Source organism: Pseudomonas sp. AC016 (assembly GCF_979253365.1).
Genome location: NZ_CEEDCC010000001.1, coordinates 3,976,629 through 3,994,609, shown reverse-complemented (window position 1 = coordinate 3,994,609; position 17,981 = coordinate 3,976,629). Strand labels below are relative to the sequence as shown.

Here is a 17,981-nt window from a genome sequence, read left to right as displayed (position 1 = left end):
CGATCACCCCGCACGAACATGAATCAAGGCCATTGATATGCCCTCTTACCTTTACCGCCTGATCCTCGCCATCACACTGTTGCTGCCTTTCGCGGCGCAGGCCAGTGATGCGGGCGATTTCGCTGCGGCCAGTTCTTCGCAACAGGCAGAATTGCTTGAAGCCTGGGCGGCCAAACCTGTTCCTGAGCGGGTCGAGTTGCTTGAAGCACTGCGCGACGGCCGAGTGGCTGCGGACAGCAGCAAGCGGGCCTGGATCGAGAACAATGACACCTATGTCGCGGTGGACGCCGATGTCCCGGCTGCGGCAGATGCCCCCACACCTGATGAACCGCGCAAGTTGCGCCTGAACAACCGGCTGCGGGGTCTGGTCGAGACCGCGCTGGCCAGCCACCAACTGCTGGCAGCCGATGTAAAGCTACGCATGGCCGCCGCTCTGCAACTGCAGAAAAGTGCGCGCCCTGCGCAACTGGACCTGCTGAGCCAGCGCGTGGCGACCGAAACAGACTCAAGCGTCAAAGACGCACTGACCCTGGCACTGGCCAACCTGCAACTGGTCGACAGCAGCCCCAGCGTGCGCCTTGCCGCTGTGCGCCTGCTGGGCGAAACCGGTGATCCGCTGGCCCGCACCCGCCTTGAATCGTTGCTGTCGCCGGGCGTTGAAACCGACGCGTCGGTGCGCATTGCCGCCGAAACCAGCCTGGCCCAGGTCAAACGCAAACTGATGATCGGTGAGGTCCTTGGTCAGGCGTTCAGCGGCATGTCGCTGGGCTCGATCCTGCTGCTGGCCGCGCTGGGCCTGGCGATCACGTTCGGCCTGCTGGGTGTGATCAACATGGCCCACGGCGAAATGCTGATGCTGGGTGCCTACTCGACCTATGTCGTGCAGTTGATGTTTCAGCGCTACGCACCGAGCGCCATCGAGTTTTACCCATTGGTGGCGCTGCCCGTCGCATTCTTCGTCACGGCACTGATCGGCATGGCACTGGAGCGCACAGTTATTCGTCATCTGTATGGCCGTCCGCTGGAAACCCTGCTCGCCACTTGGGGCATCAGCCTGATGCTGATTCAGGCCGTGCGCCTGGCCTTCGGTGCGCAGAACGTTGAAGTTGCCAACCCGGAATGGTTGTCCGGCGGTATTCAAGTCCTGCCCAATCTGGTGCTGCCTTACAACCGTATAGTGATCATCGCCTTCGCGCTGTTCGTGGTGGTGCTGACCTGGCTGTTGCTGAACAAGACCCGTCTGGGCCTGAACGTGCGCGCCGTTACCCAGAACCGCAATATGGCCGCCTGCTGCGGCGTGCCGACCGGACGCATCGACATGATGGCCTTCGGGCTGGGCTCCGGCATCGCGGGACTGGGCGGCGTCGCCCTGAGCCAGATCGGCAACGTCGGCCCGGACCTGGGCCAGAGCTACATCATCGACTCTTTCCTGGTGGTGGTGCTCGGCGGCGTCGGGCAGCTGGCAGGCAGCGTGATGGCGGCTTTCGGGCTGGGCATCGCCAACAAGATTCTCGAACCGCAAATCGGCGCCGTGCTGGGCAAGATACTGATCCTGGCGCTGATCATTCTGTTTATCCAGAAACGTCCGCAAGGCCTCTTCGCATTGAAAGGACGGGTGATCGACTGATGAGCCAGCCATTGATGGTAACTGCTGCACAAAAGGTCGGCCCCAAAGGCACGCTGACGGTGGGCATTCTGGTACTGGCTGTTTTGCTGGCCATGCCGCTGCTCTCGTTGCTGCCCGCCGATAACAGCCTGCAGGTGTCGGCCTACACCCTGACACTGGTGGGCAAGATTCTCTGCTACGCCATTGTCGCTCTGGCACTGGATCTGGTCTGGGGTTACGCCGGGCTTCTATCGCTGGGTCACGGCCTGTTCTTCGCGCTGGGCGGTTATGCCATGGGCATGTACCTGATGCGCCAGGCGGCGGGTGACGGTCTGCCGGCGTTCATGACCTTCCTGTCGTGGACCGAGCTGCCGTGGTACTGGGCCGGCACCGACAACTTCCTGTGGGCCATGTGTCTGGTGGTTCTGGCACCTGGCCTGTTGGCGCTGGTGTTCGGCTTCTTCGCCTTCCGCTCACGGATCAAGGGCGTGTATTTCTCGATCATGACCCAGGCACTGACCTTCGCGGGCATGCTGTTGTTCTTCCGCAACGAAACCGGTTTCGGCGGCAACAACGGCTTCACCAATTTCCGCAGCATTCTGGGTTTCAGCATCAGTTCGCAGGGCACACGGGCGACGCTGTTTCTGGCGACCGTGATTCTGCTGGTGGTCAGCCTGTACATCGGCTGGCGTCTGGCACAGAGCAAGTTCGGCCGGGTGCTCACCGCCCTGCGCGATGCGGAAAACCGCCTGATGTTCTGCGGCTACGACCCACGCGGCTTCAAGCTGTTCGTCTGGGTCCTGAGCGCGGTCCTGTGCGGACTGGCGGGTGCGTTGTATGTGCCTCAGGTCGGCATCATCAACCCGAGCGAAATGTCACCGACCAACTCCATCGAAGCGGCGGTCTGGGTGGCGCTGGGCGGACGCGGCACGCTGATCGGCCCGCTGCTGGGTGCCGGTCTGGTCAACGGCATGAAGAGCTGGTTCACCGTGGCATTCCCGGAGTACTGGCTGTTCTTTCTCGGCGCGCTGTTCATCATCGTCACGCTCTACTTGCCCAAAGGCGTCATCGGCGTACTGAAGAAAAGGAGCGAGTCATGAAAACCACGCCAACGCCCTCTTTCATGCTGGAGCCGGTGCTGGACCCCAATTCCGATGCAGGCACCAGCCGCGACGCGCTGGGGCTGGGCCAAAGCGCCGGCAAGGGGCTGAACACACGCCACGGCACGATCCTCACTCTGGAAGACATCAGCGTCAGCTTCGACGGTTTCAAGGCGCTCAATGACCTGAACCTGTACATCAGCGTCGGCGAGCTGCGCTGCATCATCGGCCCCAACGGCGCGGGCAAGACCACGCTGATGGACGTGATCACCGGCAAGACCCGGCCCAGCCACGGCAAGGCCTGGTTCGGCGAAACGCTGGACCTGACGCAGATGAGCGAAGTGCAGATCGCCCAGGCCGGGATCGGCCGCAAGTTTCAGAAGCCCACCGTGTTCGAAGCACTGAGCGTGTTCGAAAACCTGGAACTGGCGCAGAAGACCGACAAGTCGGTATGGGCCAGCCTGCGGGCGCACCTGAACGGCGAACAGCGCGACCGCATCAACGAGGTACTGGAAACCATTCGCCTGACAGGCTCCGTGCAGCGCCCGGCGGGGCTGCTGTCACACGGTCAGAAGCAGTTTCTGGAAATCGGCATGCTGCTCGTTCAGGACCCGCAATTGCTGCTGCTCGATGAGCCAGTCGCAGGCATGACCGATGCCGAAACCGAATTCACCGCCGAACTGTTCAAAAGCCTGGCGGGCAAGCATTCGCTGATGGTGGTCGAGCACGACATGGGCTTCGTGGGTTCGATTGCCGACCATGTGACCGTACTGCACCAGGGCAGCGTACTGGCCGAAGGCTCATTGAACGACGTGCAGGCAGACGAACGCGTGATCGAGGTGTACCTGGGCCGTTGAGGCTGACGTGATCGCTCCCACTCCACGCTCATCGTTATACGCAAGTCATTTGGCTACCCAGTGAGGCAGCGGCACTGATGCGCTTTTGTAGCGCGATGGCATGAACACCGCAGAACGCGACGTGGGTGAAGGCTGAGTCCTGGCGCTGATTCGGGGGGCAATCGGCATGGATGCCGATTGAGCTGCACTGGGCCATGGATGGCCCATTTGCAGCGACCCCCGAATCAGTGTCAGGACGAAGGAACCCCGGCGAAGCCGGGGCCGGAACCGGAGCAAAAGGCTTTGCTTACTTTGGCCTCTCAAAGTAAGTCGCCGAGGGGCGAAAAGGTGACTTGAGCCATGCGCTCGGCTCACTGAGTCCGCAGTCTGTGCCATTTGTGACGCGGAGCATAACGGCGACCACGCTGTAACAGAAGAGAACATGAACCATGCTGCAGGTCGAAAAGCTTCATCAATATTACGGCGGCAGCCACATTCTGCGTGGCCTGTCCTTTGACGTGAAGGTCGGTGAAGTCACCTGCCTGCTGGGCCGCAACGGCGTGGGCAAGACCACTTTGCTGCGGGTGCTGATGGGCCTGTTACCGTCGAAGGAAGGCTCGGTGCAATGGGAAGGCAAGGCCATCACCGGCTTCAAGCCCCACCAGCGTGTGCACGCCGGTATTGCTTACGTACCGCAGGGCCGGGAAATCTTCGGACGGCTGACCGTCGAGGAAAACCTGCTGATGGGCCTGTCGCGCTTTCCCGGCTCGGAAGCCAAAGAGGTGCCTGCGTTCATCTACGAGCTGTTCCCGGTGCTGCTGCAAATGAAGCACCGCCGTGGCGGCGACCTGTCGGGCGGCCAGCAGCAACAATTGGCGATTGGTCGCGCACTGGCCAGCCGCCCTCGCCTGCTGATTCTCGATGAGCCTACCGAAGGCATTCAGCCGTCGGTGATCAAGGAAATCGGCGCGGTCATCAAGAAACTGGCCGAGCGCGGCGACATGGCGATTCTGCTCGTAGAGCAGTTCTATGACTTCGCCGCTGAACTGGCGGACCAGTATCTGGTGATGTCCCGGGGTGAAATCGTCCAGCAGGGCCGTGGCGAGAACATGGAAGCCGAAGGCGTTCGCGGACTGGTCACTATTTGATGCGCCAATCCGTTATCGTGCAATCCTCGACACAGAATTGAAGACGCCATGAATCTGCCTGCCAATACCGCCCTGTTCACGCCCAGCTGGCACGCCGAGCTGGAGCTGGGGTATGGGCGTTTTGACGACAGCACGCGGCCGGTTCAGCGACGCCACAAAGGCCCGCTGCGGGTGCAAAAACATCTTTATGCCGAAGGCCCCGAGGTGTGTCAGCACATCATCGTCCACCCGCCCGGCGGTATCGCGGGCGGCGACCGTCTGGATATCTCGGCCAACGTCGGCACCGACGCCTGGGCGCAGTTGACCAGCCCCGGCGCAGCCAAATGGTATCGCGCGGCAAGCCCGGCGTTTCAGCAACTGGAACTGCAGGTCGAGCCCGGTGCGACGCTGGAGTGGCTGCCTCAGGAAACCATCGTGTTCTGCAACGCCCAGGCCGAACTGACCACGCGCATCGAGCTGCGCGGTGACGCGAAGCTCTGTTACTGGGACGTCGTGGCGCTGGGCCGTCCGGCCAGTGGCGAGCGTTTCGAGCACGGGCATCTTCAGTCCGCGCTGGATATCCGCCGCGACGGCACATTGATCTGGCACGAACGTCAACGCATTATCGGGGGCGACGGGCTGCTGGATTCCCCGGTCGGGCTGGATGGCCATACGGTGTTTGCCACATTGCTGATCACCGGCGAGGTGGACAGCGAATTGCTTGAAGCCTGCCGCAGCCTTTCGATGCCCAATCCGGTACGTAGTGATCTGACCCAGGTGCCGGGGCTGGTCGTGGCGCGCTGTCTGGCCAACGAAGCCTTGCATGCGAGAGCCTGGCTGATCGAAGTCTGGAAAAAACTGCGTCCGGCATTGCTGGGACGCGAGGCGGTGACGCCAAGAATCTGGAATACATGAAGTTGGGCAGACGCCTCCCCCAAAAGCGCCAACAACGACTGCACAGCAACCCGAACACCACGACACGGAAACCCCATGGACCTGACGCCACGCGAAAAAGACAAGCTGCTGATTTTCACTGCCGGACTGGTTGCCGAACGGCGCCTGGCGCGTGGAGTGAAGCTCAACTATCCGGAAGCCATGGCCTACATCTCCGCAGCGCTGCTTGAAGGCGCACGTGACGGCCAGACGGTGGCCGACCTGATGCATTACGGCACGACGCTGCTGACCCGCGAGCAAGTGATGGAAGGCATCCCGGAAATGATTCCGGAGATTCAGGTGGAAGCGACGTTCCCGGACGGGACCAAACTGGTCACCGTGCATCAGCCGATTGCCTGAGGACACCCGCATGCAAGACGTGATTCGCGATGCGCTGCCGGAAGATTTGCCCGGCATTCTCGCCATCTACAACGACGCGGTGCTCAACACCACCGCCATCTGGAACGAACAGCCGGTCGATCTGGCCAACCGTCAGGCGTGGTATGCCTCCCGCCAGACCCAGGCCTACCCGATTCTGGTCGCCGTGGATGCGGCAGGCGAAGTGCTGGGTTACTCATCGTTCGGCGACTGGCGTCCTTTCGAGGGCTTCCGTCATACGGTCGAGCACTCGGTGTACGTACGCGCCGATCAACGTGGCAAGGGCCTGGGGCCAAAACTGATGTCGGCCTTGATCGAACGCGCCCGCACCTGCGACAAACACATGATGGTCGCCGCCATCGAAAGCGGTAACGCGGCCTCGATTGCCCTGCACGAACGCCTGGGTTTCACGACCACCGGCCAGATGCCGCAGGTCGGCACCAAGTTCGGTCGCTGGCTGGACCTGACCTTCATGCAACTGGACCTGTCGCCCGGCGCTCGGGCGCCAGCCTCGCAAGCCCCCAAATCCGTATAACCGAGAGCCTTCCATGAACCCAGCACAGTTGCGTCGCGTCACCGCTGAAAGCTTCGCGCATTACCGTCAGGGTCTGGCGCAACTGCTGTTCGACACCGTCCATGACGGCGCATCGGTCGGGTTCATGGCTGATCTGACGCTGGAGCAGGCGCTCCGCTGGTGTGACGGTTTAAGAGCTGACGTTGCGTCAGGCGACCTGTTGCTGTGGGTCGTGGTCGACAATGAACGCCTGCAGGCCAGCGCACAGCTTGCGCTGTGCCAGAAGCCCAACGGGCTCAACCGTGCCGAGGTGCAGAAGTTGATGGTGTCGCCTGCCGCACGCGGCCACGGTCTGGGCAGGCAACTGATGGAGGCGGTCGAACAGGCCGCCGTGAAACTCAAGCGCGGCCTGCTGCACCTGGACACCGAAGCAGGCTCGACGGCGGAAGCCTTCTATCGCTCGATGGCTTACACCCGCGTGGGCGAACTGCCTGACTACTGCGCCACACCGGACGGTCGCTACCGACCGACTGCCATTTATTTCAAAACCTTGGGGCAACCGACATGATCCCTGGCCAATACCAGATCCAGCCCGGCGAGATCGAACTCAACGCCGGCCGCCGTACCCTGAGCCTGACCGTCGCCAACAGTGGTGATCGTCCAATTCAGGTGGGCTCGCACTTTCACTTTTTCGAAACCAACGATGCGCTGACCTTCGACCGTGCCGCCAGCCGCGGCATGCGCCTGAACATTCCGGCCGGCACTGCCGTACGCTTCGAGCCTGGGCAGGCACGCGAGGTTGAACTCGTGGACCTTGCAGGGTTGCGCAAGGTGTACGGGTTTGCCGGTCGGGTAATGGGCGAGCTGGATTGAATCAAGGCACAGGCTCGGGTCGTTCTTGCTCAAAGCGCGGGAGCGATCAGTGTGAGGCCAATAAAGTACTCAAGGAATCACCATGAAGATTTCCAGACAAGCCTACGCCGACATGTTCGGCCCTACGGTTGGCGACAAGGTTCGCCTGGCCGACACCGAGCTGTGGATCGAGGTCGAGAAGGACTTCACCACCTACGGTGAAGAAGTGAAATTCGGCGGCGGCAAGGTCATTCGTGACGGCATGGGCCAGGGCCAGTTGCTGGCGGCCGAGGTGGTCGACACGTTGATCACCAATGCGCTGATCATCGATCACTGGGGCATCGTAAAAGCCGACGTCGGCCTCAAGAACGGTCGCATCGCCGCCATCGGCAAGGCAGGCAACCCGGACATCCAGCCCGACGTGACCATCGCGGTCGGCGCAGCCACTGAAGTGATCGCAGGCGAAGGCATGATCCTCACCGCAGGCGGCGTCGATACGCACATCCACTTCATCTGCCCGCAGCAGATCGAAGAAGCCTTGATGAGCGGCGTGACCACCATGATCGGCGGCGGCACCGGCCCGGCAACCGGCACCAACGCCACGACCGTTACACCTGGCCCCTGGCACATGGCGCGCATGCTGCAGGCCGCTGACGCCTTCCCGATGAACATCGGCCTGACCGGCAAGGGCAACGTCAGCCTGCCCGGCCCTCTGATCGAGCAGGTCAAGGCTGGTGCAATCGGCCTCAAGCTGCACGAAGACTGGGGCACCACGCCCGCCGCCATCGACAACTGCCTGAGCGTGGCCGACGAATACGACGTGCAGGTGGCGATTCACACTGACACGCTGAACGAGTCGGGCTTTGTCGAGACCACGCTCGCCGCGTTCAAGAACCGTACGATCCACACCTACCACACCGAAGGTGCCGGTGGCGGCCACGCGCCCGACATCATCAAGGCCTGCGGCTCACCCAACGTGCTGCCCAGTTCGACCAACCCGACCCGGCCGTTCACCCGCAACACCATCGACGAGCACCTGGACATGCTCATGGTCTGCCATCACCTGGACCCGAGCATCGCTGAAGACGTCGCTTTCGCGGAAAGCCGCATCCGTCGCGAAACCATTGCCGCCGAAGACATCCTCCACGACCTGGGCGCATTTTCGATGCTCAGCTCCGACAGCCAGGCCATGGGCCGGGTTGGCGAGGTGATCATGCGCACCTGGCAGACTGCCGACAAGATGAAGAAGCAGCGCGGTCCGCTGCCTCAGGACGGTCCCGGCAACGACAACTTCCGCGCCAAGCGTTACATCGCCAAGTACACCATCAACCCAGCCATCACCCACGGCATCAGCCATGAAGTGGGCTCCATTGAAGTGGGCAAATGGGCGGATCTGGTGCTGTGGCGCCCGGCGTTCTTCGGCGTCAAACCAACCCTGATCCTCAAGGGCGGTGCCATTGCCGCCAGCCTGATGGGCGACGCCAACGCCTCGATCCCGACACCGCAACCCGTCCACTACCGCCCGATGTTCGCCAGCTACGGCAGCTCTCTGCACGCCACCAGCATGACCTTCATCAGCCAGGCCGCGTTCGACGCAGGCGTGCCGGAGTCATTGGGTTTGAAGAAGCAGATAGGCGTGGTCAAGGGCTGCCGCACCGTGCAGAAGAAAGACCTGATCCACAACGACTATTTGCCCGACATCGAAGTCGACCCGCAGACCTATCAGGTCAAGGCCGACGGCGTGCTGCTGTGGTGTGAGCCTGCGGATGTGCTGCCGATGGCGCAGCGGTATTTTCTGTTTTGAATACCCGAGAGGCATGACGATAGGGCCTTCCTGCTGGAAGGCCTTTTTATCAGCCCGAGCCAGTCGGATTCCTTGCCCGGGGTTAAGCAACGTGTTCAGTGTATCGCTGTGTCCGATAATGAGCTGAAGCCCGGTTTCACTACTCAGCACTCCCCGTCTTTTAAGCGGATAATTGCCGGATGACGCGCCTGTATTATTTGATGCGTTCCAGAATCGTCTCGCCTTTGTCCAGCACACCCAAACATTGCAATGAGTCGTTCATTGCATCCAGCATTCCGATATCCTGAGCCGTCGCGTCATTCTGCAGCGTACGACGCAGCCCCAGAAAAACACCCAATTTTCCGTAAGCGATATCATCCAGTTGAGCACTTTTTTTAGTGAGGACCCGCTGCGCAGCAAGATTGATCTGTTCTTCTATAAACCGGAACAGCTTTATTTTCAGCAACCGACTATTCAAATCCTTCAGCAACTCATCAAGTTTCAGTCTGGTCGATACGTCGTCATAAAAACCCAACAGGTTTTCCTGCACGCGCTCCCCTTCCAGAAGGAACACTAGCGTCGGGCCGTGGTTGATCTCATACGCGCTCGAAGCCGCAGGATTCAGATCATCTTTTGCCGTCGGCTTTTGAGGGTCTGAATAGTCCCAGACGAGGTTGACTTCCACCCTGAAAAACTCGATCTCGCCTGCATATTGAGCATCCAGGCGATTAATGACTGAATCCATTTGGGCACTGGCGTTGGGTTTTCCTCACTTGTTGAGCTTTTCTTTTGTGGAGAACTCGACCACGACCAGTTTTTCCTGACTGACGTCAATGACACTCTTCTGAAAGGTTGAATCTGAAACCATTTCTACGCTCACGCTCCGGACCTCCATCCAAGTAATCCGTCGCACCGCCTTAGGACGTCACAAAAACAGCGTCTACTGACAGAAATGTCAGTCAACGCTCTGTTTGTTGCGCACTGTAAAGGCGGTAAGATGCGCCATCTCCGTCACGCTCCCCCAGCAAGGTAACCGGCCATGCGCCTTTCCGAATTCATCGTTCTCCATGTGGATCGCATCGTCGATGAATGGGAAAACTTCGCCAGAACACTGAAACCCGCTGCAGACACCATGAACACCGCAGAGCTGCGTGACCATGCCCAGTCGATTCTGCTGGCGGCTGCGCGGGATATGAAGACCGCCCAGAGCAAGAGCGAAGAGATCGCCAAGGCCCGCGGTGAGGAGTTGAACAAGACGCCGAGCCTGGATGAAGCAGCGACCAGCCATGGTGAACTGCGCCATGAAGTCGGGTTTGATCTGGTGCAGATGACTTCGGAGTTCAGGCATCTGCGCGCCAGTGTCATTCGCCTGTGGGTCGACAGCCTGACCACGCCGCAACTGGCTGATTTTCGCGACGTGATCCGCTTCAACGAAGCCATCGACGAAGCATTGGCCGAATCCACTGCGGCTTATGCCGAACGTGTGGCGCGCTCGCGGGACATCTTTCTCGCAATCCTCGGCCATGACCTGCGCGCACCGCTTCAGGCGGTCAGCATGTCCACCGAGCTGCTGGCCCGCAAGCTGGTCATGGACGAAAAGACCCAGGGCTATATCTCGCGTATCAAGACCAGTACCCGGCATATGGGCACGATGGTCGGCGACCTGCTCGAATTCGTTCGCAGCCGCCTGGGCGCGAGCCTGCCGGTAGAGCGCAAGTTCATGGACCTGGCAGGCGCCTGTCGTGAGGCCATCGAAGAAGCGTGCGCCGGACACCCGAATTCAGCGCCAGTCCTGACCATTGAAGGTGAGACGCAGGGACACTGGGACAGCGGACGCATCAGTCAGATGTTGCAGAACCTGATCGGCAACGCCTTGCAGCACGGCGCCGCCAGCCATGAAATCACGGTGCGGGTCATCGGCGGGCCGGACACGGTAGAGCTGGTGGTTCACAACGAGGGCAAACCGATTGCCGAAGATGCTATCGGCACGATTTTCGACCCGCTGGTACGCAGTTCCGAAGAAAACAGCGAAAGTCGCACCACCTCGACCAGCCTGGGGCTGGGTCTGTTCATCGTCAAGGAAGTGGTCAACGCCCACAGCGGCAGCATTACCGTGACCTCGACCATCGGCGACGGCACCACCTTTACCGTGGTGCTGCCCAGGAACTGAGGGTTGCGAAGACTGGCTGATGATCGTGCCCACGCGGAGGCACGATCATGACTCGATCAATTACCCCACTGAGCCCTTGGGTCAAACGACGAGCTGTCCGCCAGCTTCTGCCACAGCGCCCGACTGGCATCGTCGATGTGCTTTGGCATCACGATCTTGATCTGGGCATACAGGTCGCCGCGCTCGCCCGCCTTGCTCATCAGGCCGTTGCCCTTGATACGCAGGCGTTGACCGTTCTGGCTGTCAGGGCGGATGGTCAGATTGATCCGGCCTGTCAGCGTGGGCACGGCGACCTTGGCGCCCAGCGCAGCTTCCCAGGGTGCCAGTGGCACGGTAATGACCAGATCATGACCTTCCACCTCGAACATCGGGTGCGGTGCCAAGCGGATGATCAGGTACATGTCACCATTCGCGCCACCGGCTATTCCCGGCGCGCCCTGGCCCTTGAGACGAATGCGCTCGCCGTCCACGACGCCTGCGGGAATCTTCACGTTCAGGGTCTTGGTGATGTCGCTCATGCGCTGCCCGTTGGGGCTGTGCTGCGGCACCTTGAAACTGACCTGCTTGGATTCGGCCGACAGCGTCTCTTCCAGAAAGACGGCCAGTTCCATTTCCACATCCTGTCCCTTGCGACCCGGATTTCGGCTGCGGCCACCCTGCTGGGCACGCCCGCCGAAAATGGAACTGAAGAACTCGGAAAAGTCCGCCGTCTCTTCGCCGAATCCGCCCGCACCGGCGCGGCTCTGCCAGCCCGGCGGGGTCTGGAACGGCCGCCCCTGACGCCCGTACTTGCGCAGCTCGTCATATTCGGCGCGCTTGTCGGGGCTGCTCAGCACTTCGTAAGCCTCGGACGCTTCCTTGAATTTGTCCTCAGCCCCGGCCTCTTTACTGACGTCGGGGTGATACTTGCGCGCCAACTTGCGATAGGCCGTCTTGATCGCCTTGTCGTCTGCAGTCGGTTCGACATCCAGTATCTTGTAGTAGTCTTTGAAATCCATCTAACAATCACCCATCCAATTATCCAGCGCAGCCAGATGCGCTGGTATAACACGCCCAGCCTCCTCGTGTTCGAGGCACCTGAAAGACTTCAAGTCAAAAAAACAGCCCGGTAGCACGCCCTGTCTTCTGGCCGTCAGGTGTTCGACAACCTGGTCTACCGAGAATCCCATCAAGATTGGGGGTGATGGTCCCGAGTTCAAGCCCCGGACGCAAATACCGATAACCCGGAATAAGCGACGCATCGCCCTACGCAATTGCTGCGCACTGACATAAACTGCGCGGCCGTTTTTTGACTGGAACGTAAAAGACATGAATGACCAATCCCCGGCCCGTGCCTGCGGCATCGATTTCGGCACGTCCAATTCCACTGTCGGCTGGCAACGGCCAGGTGTGGAATCGTTGATCGCGCTGGAGGACGACAAGATCACCCTGCCCTCGGTGGTGTTCTTCAACATGGAAGAGCGTCGCCCGGTCTATGGCCGTCTGGCGCTTCACGAATACCTGGAAGGCTACGAAGGCCGCCTGATGCGCTCGCTCAAGAGCCTGCTGGGTTCCAAGCTGATCAAGCACGACACCAGCGTGCTCGGCACGGCGATGCCGTTCAAGGACCTGCTGGCGCTGTTTATCGGCGAGCTGAAGAAGCGCGCTGAAAAGACCGCCGGACGCGAGTTCGAACAGGTGGTGCTGGGCCGCCCGGTGCACTTTGTCGATGACGACGCCATGGCCGATCAGGAAGCCGAAGACACACTGGCCGAAGTCGCACGCAAGATTGGCTTCAAGGACGTGTCGTTCCAGTTCGAACCCATTGCTGCAGCGTTCGACTACGAGTCCACCATCACCCAGGAAGAACTGGTACTGATCGTCGACATCGGTGGTGGTACCTCCGACTTCTCGCTGGTACGCCTGTCTCCCGAGCGGCGTGAACATGAAGATCGTCAGGACGACATCCTGGCCACCGGCGGCGTGCACATTGGCGGTACCGACTTCGACAAGCAGTTGAGCCTGCAGGGCGTGATGCCGTTGTTCGGCTACGGCAGCCGCATGAAAAGCGGCGCGTACATGCCCACCAGTCACCACATCAACCTGGCGACCTGGCACACCATCAACGCCGTGTACTCGCAGAAATCCCAGCTCGCACTGGGCAGCATGCGCTACGACATCGAAGACACCGGCGGCATCGACCGGCTGTTCAAGCTGATCGAACAACGCGCCGGACACTGGCTGGCCATGGAAGTGGAAGAGACCAAGATTCAGCTGACCCAGACCGATAACCGTCACTTGCTGATGGACCGTATCGAACCGGGATTGAGCGTGGACCTGGGTCGGGCGATGTTCGAGGCGGCAATCGATGCGCAGCTTGAGCGGGTCCGCAACAGCGTGACTCAACTGCTGAGTCAGGCAGGCGTGGGCGTCGAGCAGGTCAACACGGTGTTCTTTACTGGCGGCTCAAGCGGCATTCCTGCGCTACGTAACAGCGTATCGGCGATGCTGCCGAATGCACGTCATGTGGAAGGCAACATCTTCGGCAGCATCGGCAGCGGGCTGGCGATTGAAGCGAAGAAGCGTTACGGCTGAAGCAGGCCGATGATCGTGCCCACGCTCCGCGTGGGAATGCCTCCCAGGACGCTCCGCGTCCGCTCTTGAATGTGGCGCAGATGCGCGGCCAAGCGCCAGCGTTATCCACGTCATGCGCTCGGCTCACTGAATCCGCAATCTGTGCCATTTGCGACGCAGAGCGTCACGGGCGGCATGCCCACGCGGAGCGATGGGCACGATCAGTGTTGGGGCGGACTTGTGTATAACGATGAGTGCCCCGCGTGGGCACACAGCCCGTGACGCTCTGCGTCACATCCAAGAGCGGACGCAGAGTGTGCGGACGATCCTGGACCGCCCTTAAACCAGCCCTTCCTTTTGCAACTCACTCTTCAGGTACGCGTAGTAGATCGGTCCGGCCACCACGCCTGGCAGGCCGAACGCGGCTTCGAACAGCAGCATCGCCAGCAGTAGCTCCCACGACTTGGCGTTGATCTGTCCGCCTACGATCCGTGCGTTCAGGAAGTACTCCACCTTGTGGATCACGATCAGATAGCCCAGCGCCGCCAGTGCGACCCAGATCGAGATCGACATGCCGACAATGAAGATCAGCGTGTTCGACATCAGGTTACCCACCACAGGCAGCAGCCCGAGCAGGAAGGTCATGATGATCAGGGTCTTGGTCAGCGGCAGGTGAATGCCGCACAACGGCAGAACGACAGCCAGGAACACCGAGGTGAACGCCGTGTTGAGCAGTGAAATCTTGATCTGTGCAAAAACGATGTTGCGAAACGCGCGGCTGACCAGATAAAGCCGGTCGAACAGTGCCGACGCCAGCGGCTTGCGGGTATGAACATCGGAAATCCGCTGCAGGGCAATGATCGCGCCGAGCACCATGCCGATGAGCATGGTCACGAACATGTGCGCAGCGCCCTTGCCGATCAGTTGCAGCTCACCAATATGCTTCTGCAGCCACTGAAACAGCGAAACCTGAAACTCGGCCGCACTGGCGGGGAGGTAGGAATCAATGAACGGCGGAAGCTGACCACGGGCGCGATCCACAAGAATCATGAACTTGTCCAGCGATGCGCCAGGGTTCTCGGCCTCATGCAGTACGAAGCTGATGGCGCCGGCGAAGATCAGGGTCAACAGACTGACAATGATGGTCCCCAACAGCGCAACAGCCAGCCACCTGGCACGTTCGCCAGAGATGAGCTTTTGCAGTTTGGGGGTCAGCATGTTGACCAGTTCGAAGACCAGCAGCCCGGCCAGCAGACTTGGCAGCAGTTTGAAGGGCAATACCAACAGCAGACCGCCGAACACGAGAATCCAGCTGGCTATTAATACCTGACGCGCAGAAAACGTTGGCATAGACCCTCAAAGGGCAGCACGAAGAGGTGGGCAGTCTGCCAGCGTTCGCAGCCGAGAACCAGTCATCCGCACGCCGGAAACGGGACGGCGCGAACATCTATTCGATGACCGGAGTGACAACGACGCGCAAGTGCAGCGTTTACTGCACCTGCGCTGTCTGCCTCAGGCTTTGCAAGGCGTCGGAAAATTATTTCTTCTTGAGACAATCGCTCATGAACGTCTTGCGGGCATCGCCCTTGAGCGCCTGAGTGGAGGCCGTCGCGTTGCAGGTCTTCATCTTTTCCTGCTGAGTGGCCACCGGAGCAGGCGTGGCTTTCAGGCACGTGCTCATGAACGCCTTGCGCTCATCGCCCTTGAGTGACTTGGCACTGGCGTCGGCGTTGCAGGTGGTCATCTTGTTCTGCTGCGCCGTCGCGGCAAAACCCTGGGCGGAACACATCAGGCCAACGAGCAACAAAGCAATACCGGGTATCTTCATCGTTCGGCTCTCCAGATCAGCTGTACCGGTCGGCACAGACCTGAAATCAGTGTAGCCAAGATGTTGCAAAATATGAGCAATCATCAGGCGCACCGATTGGCATTCATTTGAAACAGGTGGATAGTTGCGCCTCGTTCACCTGTCGGCTTTCCCATGCAATACGCGTTTCCACTCCTGACCATCTTCATCTGGTCCGTCAACACCGTCATCACCAAGGCGGCGTCCGAAGTCATCTTCCCGTCCGAAATCGGGTTCTACCGCTGGCTGCTCGCAGGACTGCTGTTCACGCCCTTCATGCTTCTGCCGGTCTGGAGGAATCGCGCGGCGATCAGGCCGTTGCTGGGCAAGATTGTGGTGTTAGGAGCCTTGGGCATGGCCGTGTATCAAAGCCTGGCGTACTTCGCGGCAGGCATGACCACGGCCACCAACATGGGGATCATTCAGTCACTTGTACCGGTGATGGCGCTGGGGCTGTCCATCGCCTGCCTGGGCACACGACTGACCTGGGGCGCGCTGCTCGGCGCCGTGATTTCTTTCGCGGGTGTGATCGTGGTGGTCGCCGCAGGCAACCTGACAGGGCTTATCGAGCAAGGGATGAATCGGGGCGATGCCATCGTGCTGTTCGCCGCTGCGGCCTATGCGCTGTACAGCATGCTGTTGAAGAAATGGCAGTTGCGTCTGCCCCCGCTGCACTTGCTGTACATGCAGATTCTGGTGGCGATCGTGGTGCTGTTTCCGCTATTCATCCTTTCGCCGAGAACCGGCCTGAATGCGAGCAATAGTGCGCTGGTGCTGTATGCCGCGATTCCCACCTCAATGTTGGCACCCTGGCTGTGGATGACCTCGATCATGCGCCTGGGGCCGAGCCGCACCACGCTGTTCTTCAACCTGATGCCAATCGCCACGGCATTGATTGCCGCCGTGGCGCTTGACGAACAGCTGGCGCTATATCACCTGTACGGCGGCGCGCTGACCCTGTGCGGAGTGATCCTCGCGGAACGCTGGAAGACCCCGCTACAACTCAGGAAAGGCTAGGCCGTCGCGCTGCCCTCACCGCCCTCCACACTGTGGATCGACACGTCCGTGATGCCGGCAGCATGGGGCATGCCGCCTTCCGGAAGGTCATCCAGCTCTACGTCGTGTTTCAGCGCCAGTTCATGCACGATTTCAATGATCGGCACGTCCAGGTTCTCGATGACATCCACATGGTGCTCACCCAGCAGGGTGTACTCGATTTCATACAGTTCTTTATCGCCCATCGCATCACTTCCTGGCCGTCGTTTTCGAACGGCTGATCACGAATTACTGCCTGATTGAGTTAAAGGCCGGCAGCCTTGAGGCGCGCGGCGTGTTCCATGAACAGGCGTACAGGATCTGCGCCTTTGCCCACCAGCCCGAAGGTCTGGTTGACGATGTCAAAATGGTCGAGCGGAAAGTCATCCCCGATGACCATGCCCAGGTGCGAACTGAAACGCCCGACCATGCCATCAGATTGACCTCGCTCCTTCCTGAACGTGCGAGCGAATATTCGACAGGTCACGTTGGTGCCATCAATCAGGTTGCGTCCGCGGTTGGTCACCCCCGGCTTGAGGATTCCGGACCAGGAGTAATAACGCACACCATCGACCAGTTCTTCGCCGTTCTCGCCCCATACTTCGGGCAAACCCTGGGGATACTGCCTGTTAAAGAGCGCAACGCCGGTGGTGGTCAGGGACTGGTGCGAGGCGGTGATGTCCATCGGCAGCTTCGGCCCGCGGTAGCCGGTTTCGAACGCGACAATCGTCCAGGCCAGCAGGCCTATCACCGCATTGACGACGCGCCCTCCCAGCGTGCCCGGCGGAAAGTGCCGCTCCAGATAATCCGCCAGCTCCGAACCATAGTTGGGGCCCGCCACCGAGGTGACCGAGGCGACCAGATCGGGGCGCCTGGCTGCCACGTAACGTACGGTCAGCGCTCCCTGGCTATGGCCGATCAGGTTGACCTTGGCCACACCGGTCTCCCGAACCGTCTGCTCGATGACCTTGAGCAACTGCTCGCCGCGTATTTCGGTCGAATTGACCCCGGACACCATGACCGGTATGACGGTCGCTCCACCGCGTTCAAGCGCTTTCACGATGCCGAACCAGTAGGGATACACCAGTAACCGCACAAACCCTAACAAGCCTGGTACCAGCAACAATGGATAACGCGTCGCCTGTTCTTGCGCCATGTTGATCTCCTTGTGCTGAAACGAGTTGATTAAGCCTTTTCAACCTTAGCGGTGTTTTTTTGAGAAGGCAGAACAACATGACCACCAGAGGT

General features: G+C 60.3%; 19 protein-coding genes. 13 read left to right on the top strand and 6 right to left on the bottom strand.

The genetic code is table 11. The features are described 5' to 3' along the window. Positions 1-37: 37 nt before the first annotated feature. The 10 genes from urtB to ureC all read left to right on the top strand — a co-directional run bounded on the left by urtB (position 38) and on the right by ureC (position 9,150). Positions 38-1,627, top strand: coding sequence for an urea ABC transporter permease subunit UrtB (gene urtB / locus AC0IXS_RS17965; RefSeq protein WP_471825322.1), 1,590 nt, complete (start codon positions 38-40; stop codon positions 1,625-1,627). Beyond that, on the top strand, positions 1,627-2,706 hold the full coding sequence (gene urtC / locus AC0IXS_RS17960) for an urea ABC transporter permease subunit UrtC (protein ID WP_057410086.1): 1,080 nt from the start codon (positions 1,627-1,629) through the stop codon (positions 2,704-2,706). The genes urtB and urtC overlap by 1 nt, the downstream gene beginning before the upstream one ends. After that, complete coding sequence (gene urtD, locus AC0IXS_RS17955) at positions 2,703-3,563, top strand: urea ABC transporter ATP-binding protein UrtD (protein WP_057410087.1); 861 nt, start codon at positions 2,703-2,705, stop codon at positions 3,561-3,563. Before urtC ends, urtD begins: the two co-directional genes overlap by 4 nt. 428 nt (positions 3,564-3,991) lie before the next feature. Beyond that, positions 3,992-4,690 carry an urea ABC transporter ATP-binding subunit UrtE gene (urtE, locus tag AC0IXS_RS17950; protein ID WP_003376418.1) on the top strand — a complete coding sequence of 233 codons (699 nt, stop codon included), beginning with the start codon at positions 3,992-3,994 and terminating at the stop codon, positions 4,688-4,690. Between the two features lie 48 nt (positions 4,691-4,738). Then, entirely contained in the window at positions 4,739-5,584 is an 846-nt protein-coding gene (locus AC0IXS_RS17945) for an urease accessory protein UreD (RefSeq protein WP_471825319.1), read from the top strand. 75 nt (positions 5,585-5,659) lie between these two features. Further along, the gene (locus AC0IXS_RS17940) at positions 5,660-5,962 is read left to right on the top strand and encodes an urease subunit gamma (RefSeq protein ID WP_004887254.1); all 303 of its coding nucleotides are present in this window, start codon (positions 5,660-5,662) and stop codon (positions 5,960-5,962) included. Positions 5,963-5,972: 10 nt separating this feature from the next. After that, complete coding sequence (locus AC0IXS_RS17935) at positions 5,973-6,515, top strand: GNAT family N-acetyltransferase (RefSeq protein ID WP_057410090.1); 543 nt, start codon at positions 5,973-5,975, stop codon at positions 6,513-6,515. Positions 6,516-6,528: 13 nt separating this feature from the next. Then, positions 6,529-7,062 carry a GNAT family N-acetyltransferase gene (locus AC0IXS_RS17930; protein WP_043305326.1) on the top strand — a complete coding sequence of 178 codons (534 nt, stop codon included), beginning with the start codon at positions 6,529-6,531 and terminating at the stop codon, positions 7,060-7,062. Next, positions 7,059-7,367, top strand: a complete 309-nt coding sequence (locus AC0IXS_RS17925; RefSeq protein ID WP_004887260.1) for an urease subunit beta — start codon at positions 7,059-7,061, stop codon at positions 7,365-7,367. The genes AC0IXS_RS17930 and AC0IXS_RS17925 overlap by 4 nt, the downstream gene beginning before the upstream one ends. Before the next feature lie 82 nt (positions 7,368-7,449). Then, entirely contained in the window at positions 7,450-9,150 is a 1,701-nt protein-coding gene (ureC, locus tag AC0IXS_RS17920; RefSeq protein ID WP_004887262.1) for an urease subunit alpha, read from the top strand. A gap of 193 nt (positions 9,151-9,343) precedes the next feature. On the opposite strand, the gene AC0IXS_RS17915 is transcribed toward ureC, so the two are convergent. Then, on the bottom strand, positions 9,344-9,874 hold the full coding sequence (locus tag AC0IXS_RS17915; protein ID WP_235806281.1) for a YbbN family protein: 531 nt from the start codon (positions 9,872-9,874) through the stop codon (positions 9,344-9,346). A 294-nt stretch (positions 9,875-10,168) separates the two neighbouring features. Between AC0IXS_RS17915 and AC0IXS_RS17910 the strand changes: the two genes are divergently transcribed. Next, on the top strand, positions 10,169-11,299 hold the full coding sequence (locus tag AC0IXS_RS17910) for a sensor histidine kinase (RefSeq protein ID WP_057410091.1): 1,131 nt from the start codon (positions 10,169-10,171) through the stop codon (positions 11,297-11,299). A gap of 56 nt (positions 11,300-11,355) precedes the next feature. On the opposite strand, the gene cbpA is transcribed toward AC0IXS_RS17910, so the two are convergent. Beyond that, the gene (cbpA, locus tag AC0IXS_RS17905; RefSeq protein ID WP_004887276.1) at positions 11,356-12,297 is read right to left on the bottom strand and encodes a curved DNA-binding protein; all 942 of its coding nucleotides are present in this window, start codon (positions 12,295-12,297) and stop codon (positions 11,356-11,358) included. A gap of 310 nt (positions 12,298-12,607) precedes the next feature. Here cbpA and AC0IXS_RS17900 point away from each other — a divergent pair, with 310 nt between their 5' ends. After that, on the top strand, positions 12,608-13,873 hold the full coding sequence (locus tag AC0IXS_RS17900) for an Hsp70 family protein (RefSeq protein WP_057410092.1): 1,266 nt from the start codon (positions 12,608-12,610) through the stop codon (positions 13,871-13,873). 318 nt (positions 13,874-14,191) lie between these two features. On the opposite strand, the gene AC0IXS_RS17895 is transcribed toward AC0IXS_RS17900, so the two are convergent. Then, entirely contained in the window at positions 14,192-15,202 is a 1,011-nt protein-coding gene (locus AC0IXS_RS17895) for an AI-2E family transporter (protein ID WP_004887280.1), read from the bottom strand. Positions 15,203-15,389: 187 nt separating this feature from the next. Next, positions 15,390-15,680 carry a PsiF family protein gene (locus AC0IXS_RS17890; RefSeq protein ID WP_057410825.1) on the bottom strand — a complete coding sequence of 97 codons (291 nt, stop codon included), beginning with the start codon at positions 15,678-15,680 and terminating at the stop codon, positions 15,390-15,392. 153 nt (positions 15,681-15,833) lie between these two features. On the opposite strand from AC0IXS_RS17890, the gene AC0IXS_RS17885 reads away from it, so the two are divergent. Beyond that, positions 15,834-16,715 (top strand): DMT family transporter, encoded by an 882-nt coding sequence (locus AC0IXS_RS17885; protein WP_004887283.1) that lies wholly within the window; start codon positions 15,834-15,836, stop codon positions 16,713-16,715. Here AC0IXS_RS17885 and AC0IXS_RS17880 read toward each other — a convergent pair. Together AC0IXS_RS17880 and AC0IXS_RS17875 are read right to left on the bottom strand one after the other, a co-directional pair. Then, positions 16,712-16,939, bottom strand: coding sequence for a hypothetical protein (locus tag AC0IXS_RS17880; RefSeq protein ID WP_025994117.1), 228 nt, complete (start codon positions 16,937-16,939; stop codon positions 16,712-16,714). The two genes, AC0IXS_RS17885 and AC0IXS_RS17880, sit on opposite strands and share 4 nt — an antisense overlap. A gap of 59 nt (positions 16,940-16,998) precedes the next feature. After that, positions 16,999-17,889 carry an alpha/beta hydrolase gene (locus tag AC0IXS_RS17875; RefSeq protein ID WP_057410824.1) on the bottom strand — a complete coding sequence of 297 codons (891 nt, stop codon included), beginning with the start codon at positions 17,887-17,889 and terminating at the stop codon, positions 16,999-17,001. Positions 17,890-17,981: the final 92 nt, after the last annotated feature.

Coding starts and splice junctions, on each gene's coding strand:
- AC0IXS_RS17900 (WP_057410092.1), top strand. CDS start 12,608: ATGAATGACCAATCCCCGGCCCGTGCCTGCGGCATCGATTTCGGCACG.
- AC0IXS_RS17915 (WP_235806281.1), bottom strand. CDS start 9,874: ATGGATTCAGTCATTAATCGCCTGGATGCTCAATATGCAGGCGAGATC.
- cbpA (WP_004887276.1), bottom strand. CDS start 12,297: ATGGATTTCAAAGACTACTACAAGATACTGGATGTCGAACCGACTGCA.
- urtB (WP_471825322.1), top strand. CDS start 38: ATGCCCTCTTACCTTTACCGCCTGATCCTCGCCATCACACTGTTGCTG.
- urtD (WP_057410087.1), top strand. CDS start 2,703: ATGAAAACCACGCCAACGCCCTCTTTCATGCTGGAGCCGGTGCTGGAC.
- AC0IXS_RS17890 (WP_057410825.1), bottom strand. CDS start 15,680: ATGAAGATACCCGGTATTGCTTTGTTGCTCGTTGGCCTGATGTGTTCC.
- urtE (WP_003376418.1), top strand. CDS start 3,992: ATGCTGCAGGTCGAAAAGCTTCATCAATATTACGGCGGCAGCCACATT.
- AC0IXS_RS17895 (WP_004887280.1), bottom strand. CDS start 15,202: ATGCCAACGTTTTCTGCGCGTCAGGTATTAATAGCCAGCTGGATTCTC.
- urtC (WP_057410086.1), top strand. CDS start 1,627: ATGAGCCAGCCATTGATGGTAACTGCTGCACAAAAGGTCGGCCCCAAA.
- AC0IXS_RS17910 (WP_057410091.1), top strand. CDS start 10,169: ATGCGCCTTTCCGAATTCATCGTTCTCCATGTGGATCGCATCGTCGAT.
- AC0IXS_RS17885 (WP_004887283.1), top strand. CDS start 15,834: ATGCAATACGCGTTTCCACTCCTGACCATCTTCATCTGGTCCGTCAAC.
- AC0IXS_RS17880 (WP_025994117.1), bottom strand. CDS start 16,939: ATGGGCGATAAAGAACTGTATGAAATCGAGTACACCCTGCTGGGTGAG.
- AC0IXS_RS17925 (WP_004887260.1), top strand. CDS start 7,059: ATGATCCCTGGCCAATACCAGATCCAGCCCGGCGAGATCGAACTCAAC.
- AC0IXS_RS17945 (WP_471825319.1), top strand. CDS start 4,739: ATGAATCTGCCTGCCAATACCGCCCTGTTCACGCCCAGCTGGCACGCC.
- AC0IXS_RS17940 (WP_004887254.1), top strand. CDS start 5,660: ATGGACCTGACGCCACGCGAAAAAGACAAGCTGCTGATTTTCACTGCC.
- ureC (WP_004887262.1), top strand. CDS start 7,450: ATGAAGATTTCCAGACAAGCCTACGCCGACATGTTCGGCCCTACGGTT.
- AC0IXS_RS17935 (WP_057410090.1), top strand. CDS start 5,973: ATGCAAGACGTGATTCGCGATGCGCTGCCGGAAGATTTGCCCGGCATT.
- AC0IXS_RS17930 (WP_043305326.1), top strand. CDS start 6,529: ATGAACCCAGCACAGTTGCGTCGCGTCACCGCTGAAAGCTTCGCGCAT.
- AC0IXS_RS17875 (WP_057410824.1), bottom strand. CDS start 17,889: ATGGCGCAAGAACAGGCGACGCGTTATCCATTGTTGCTGGTACCAGGC.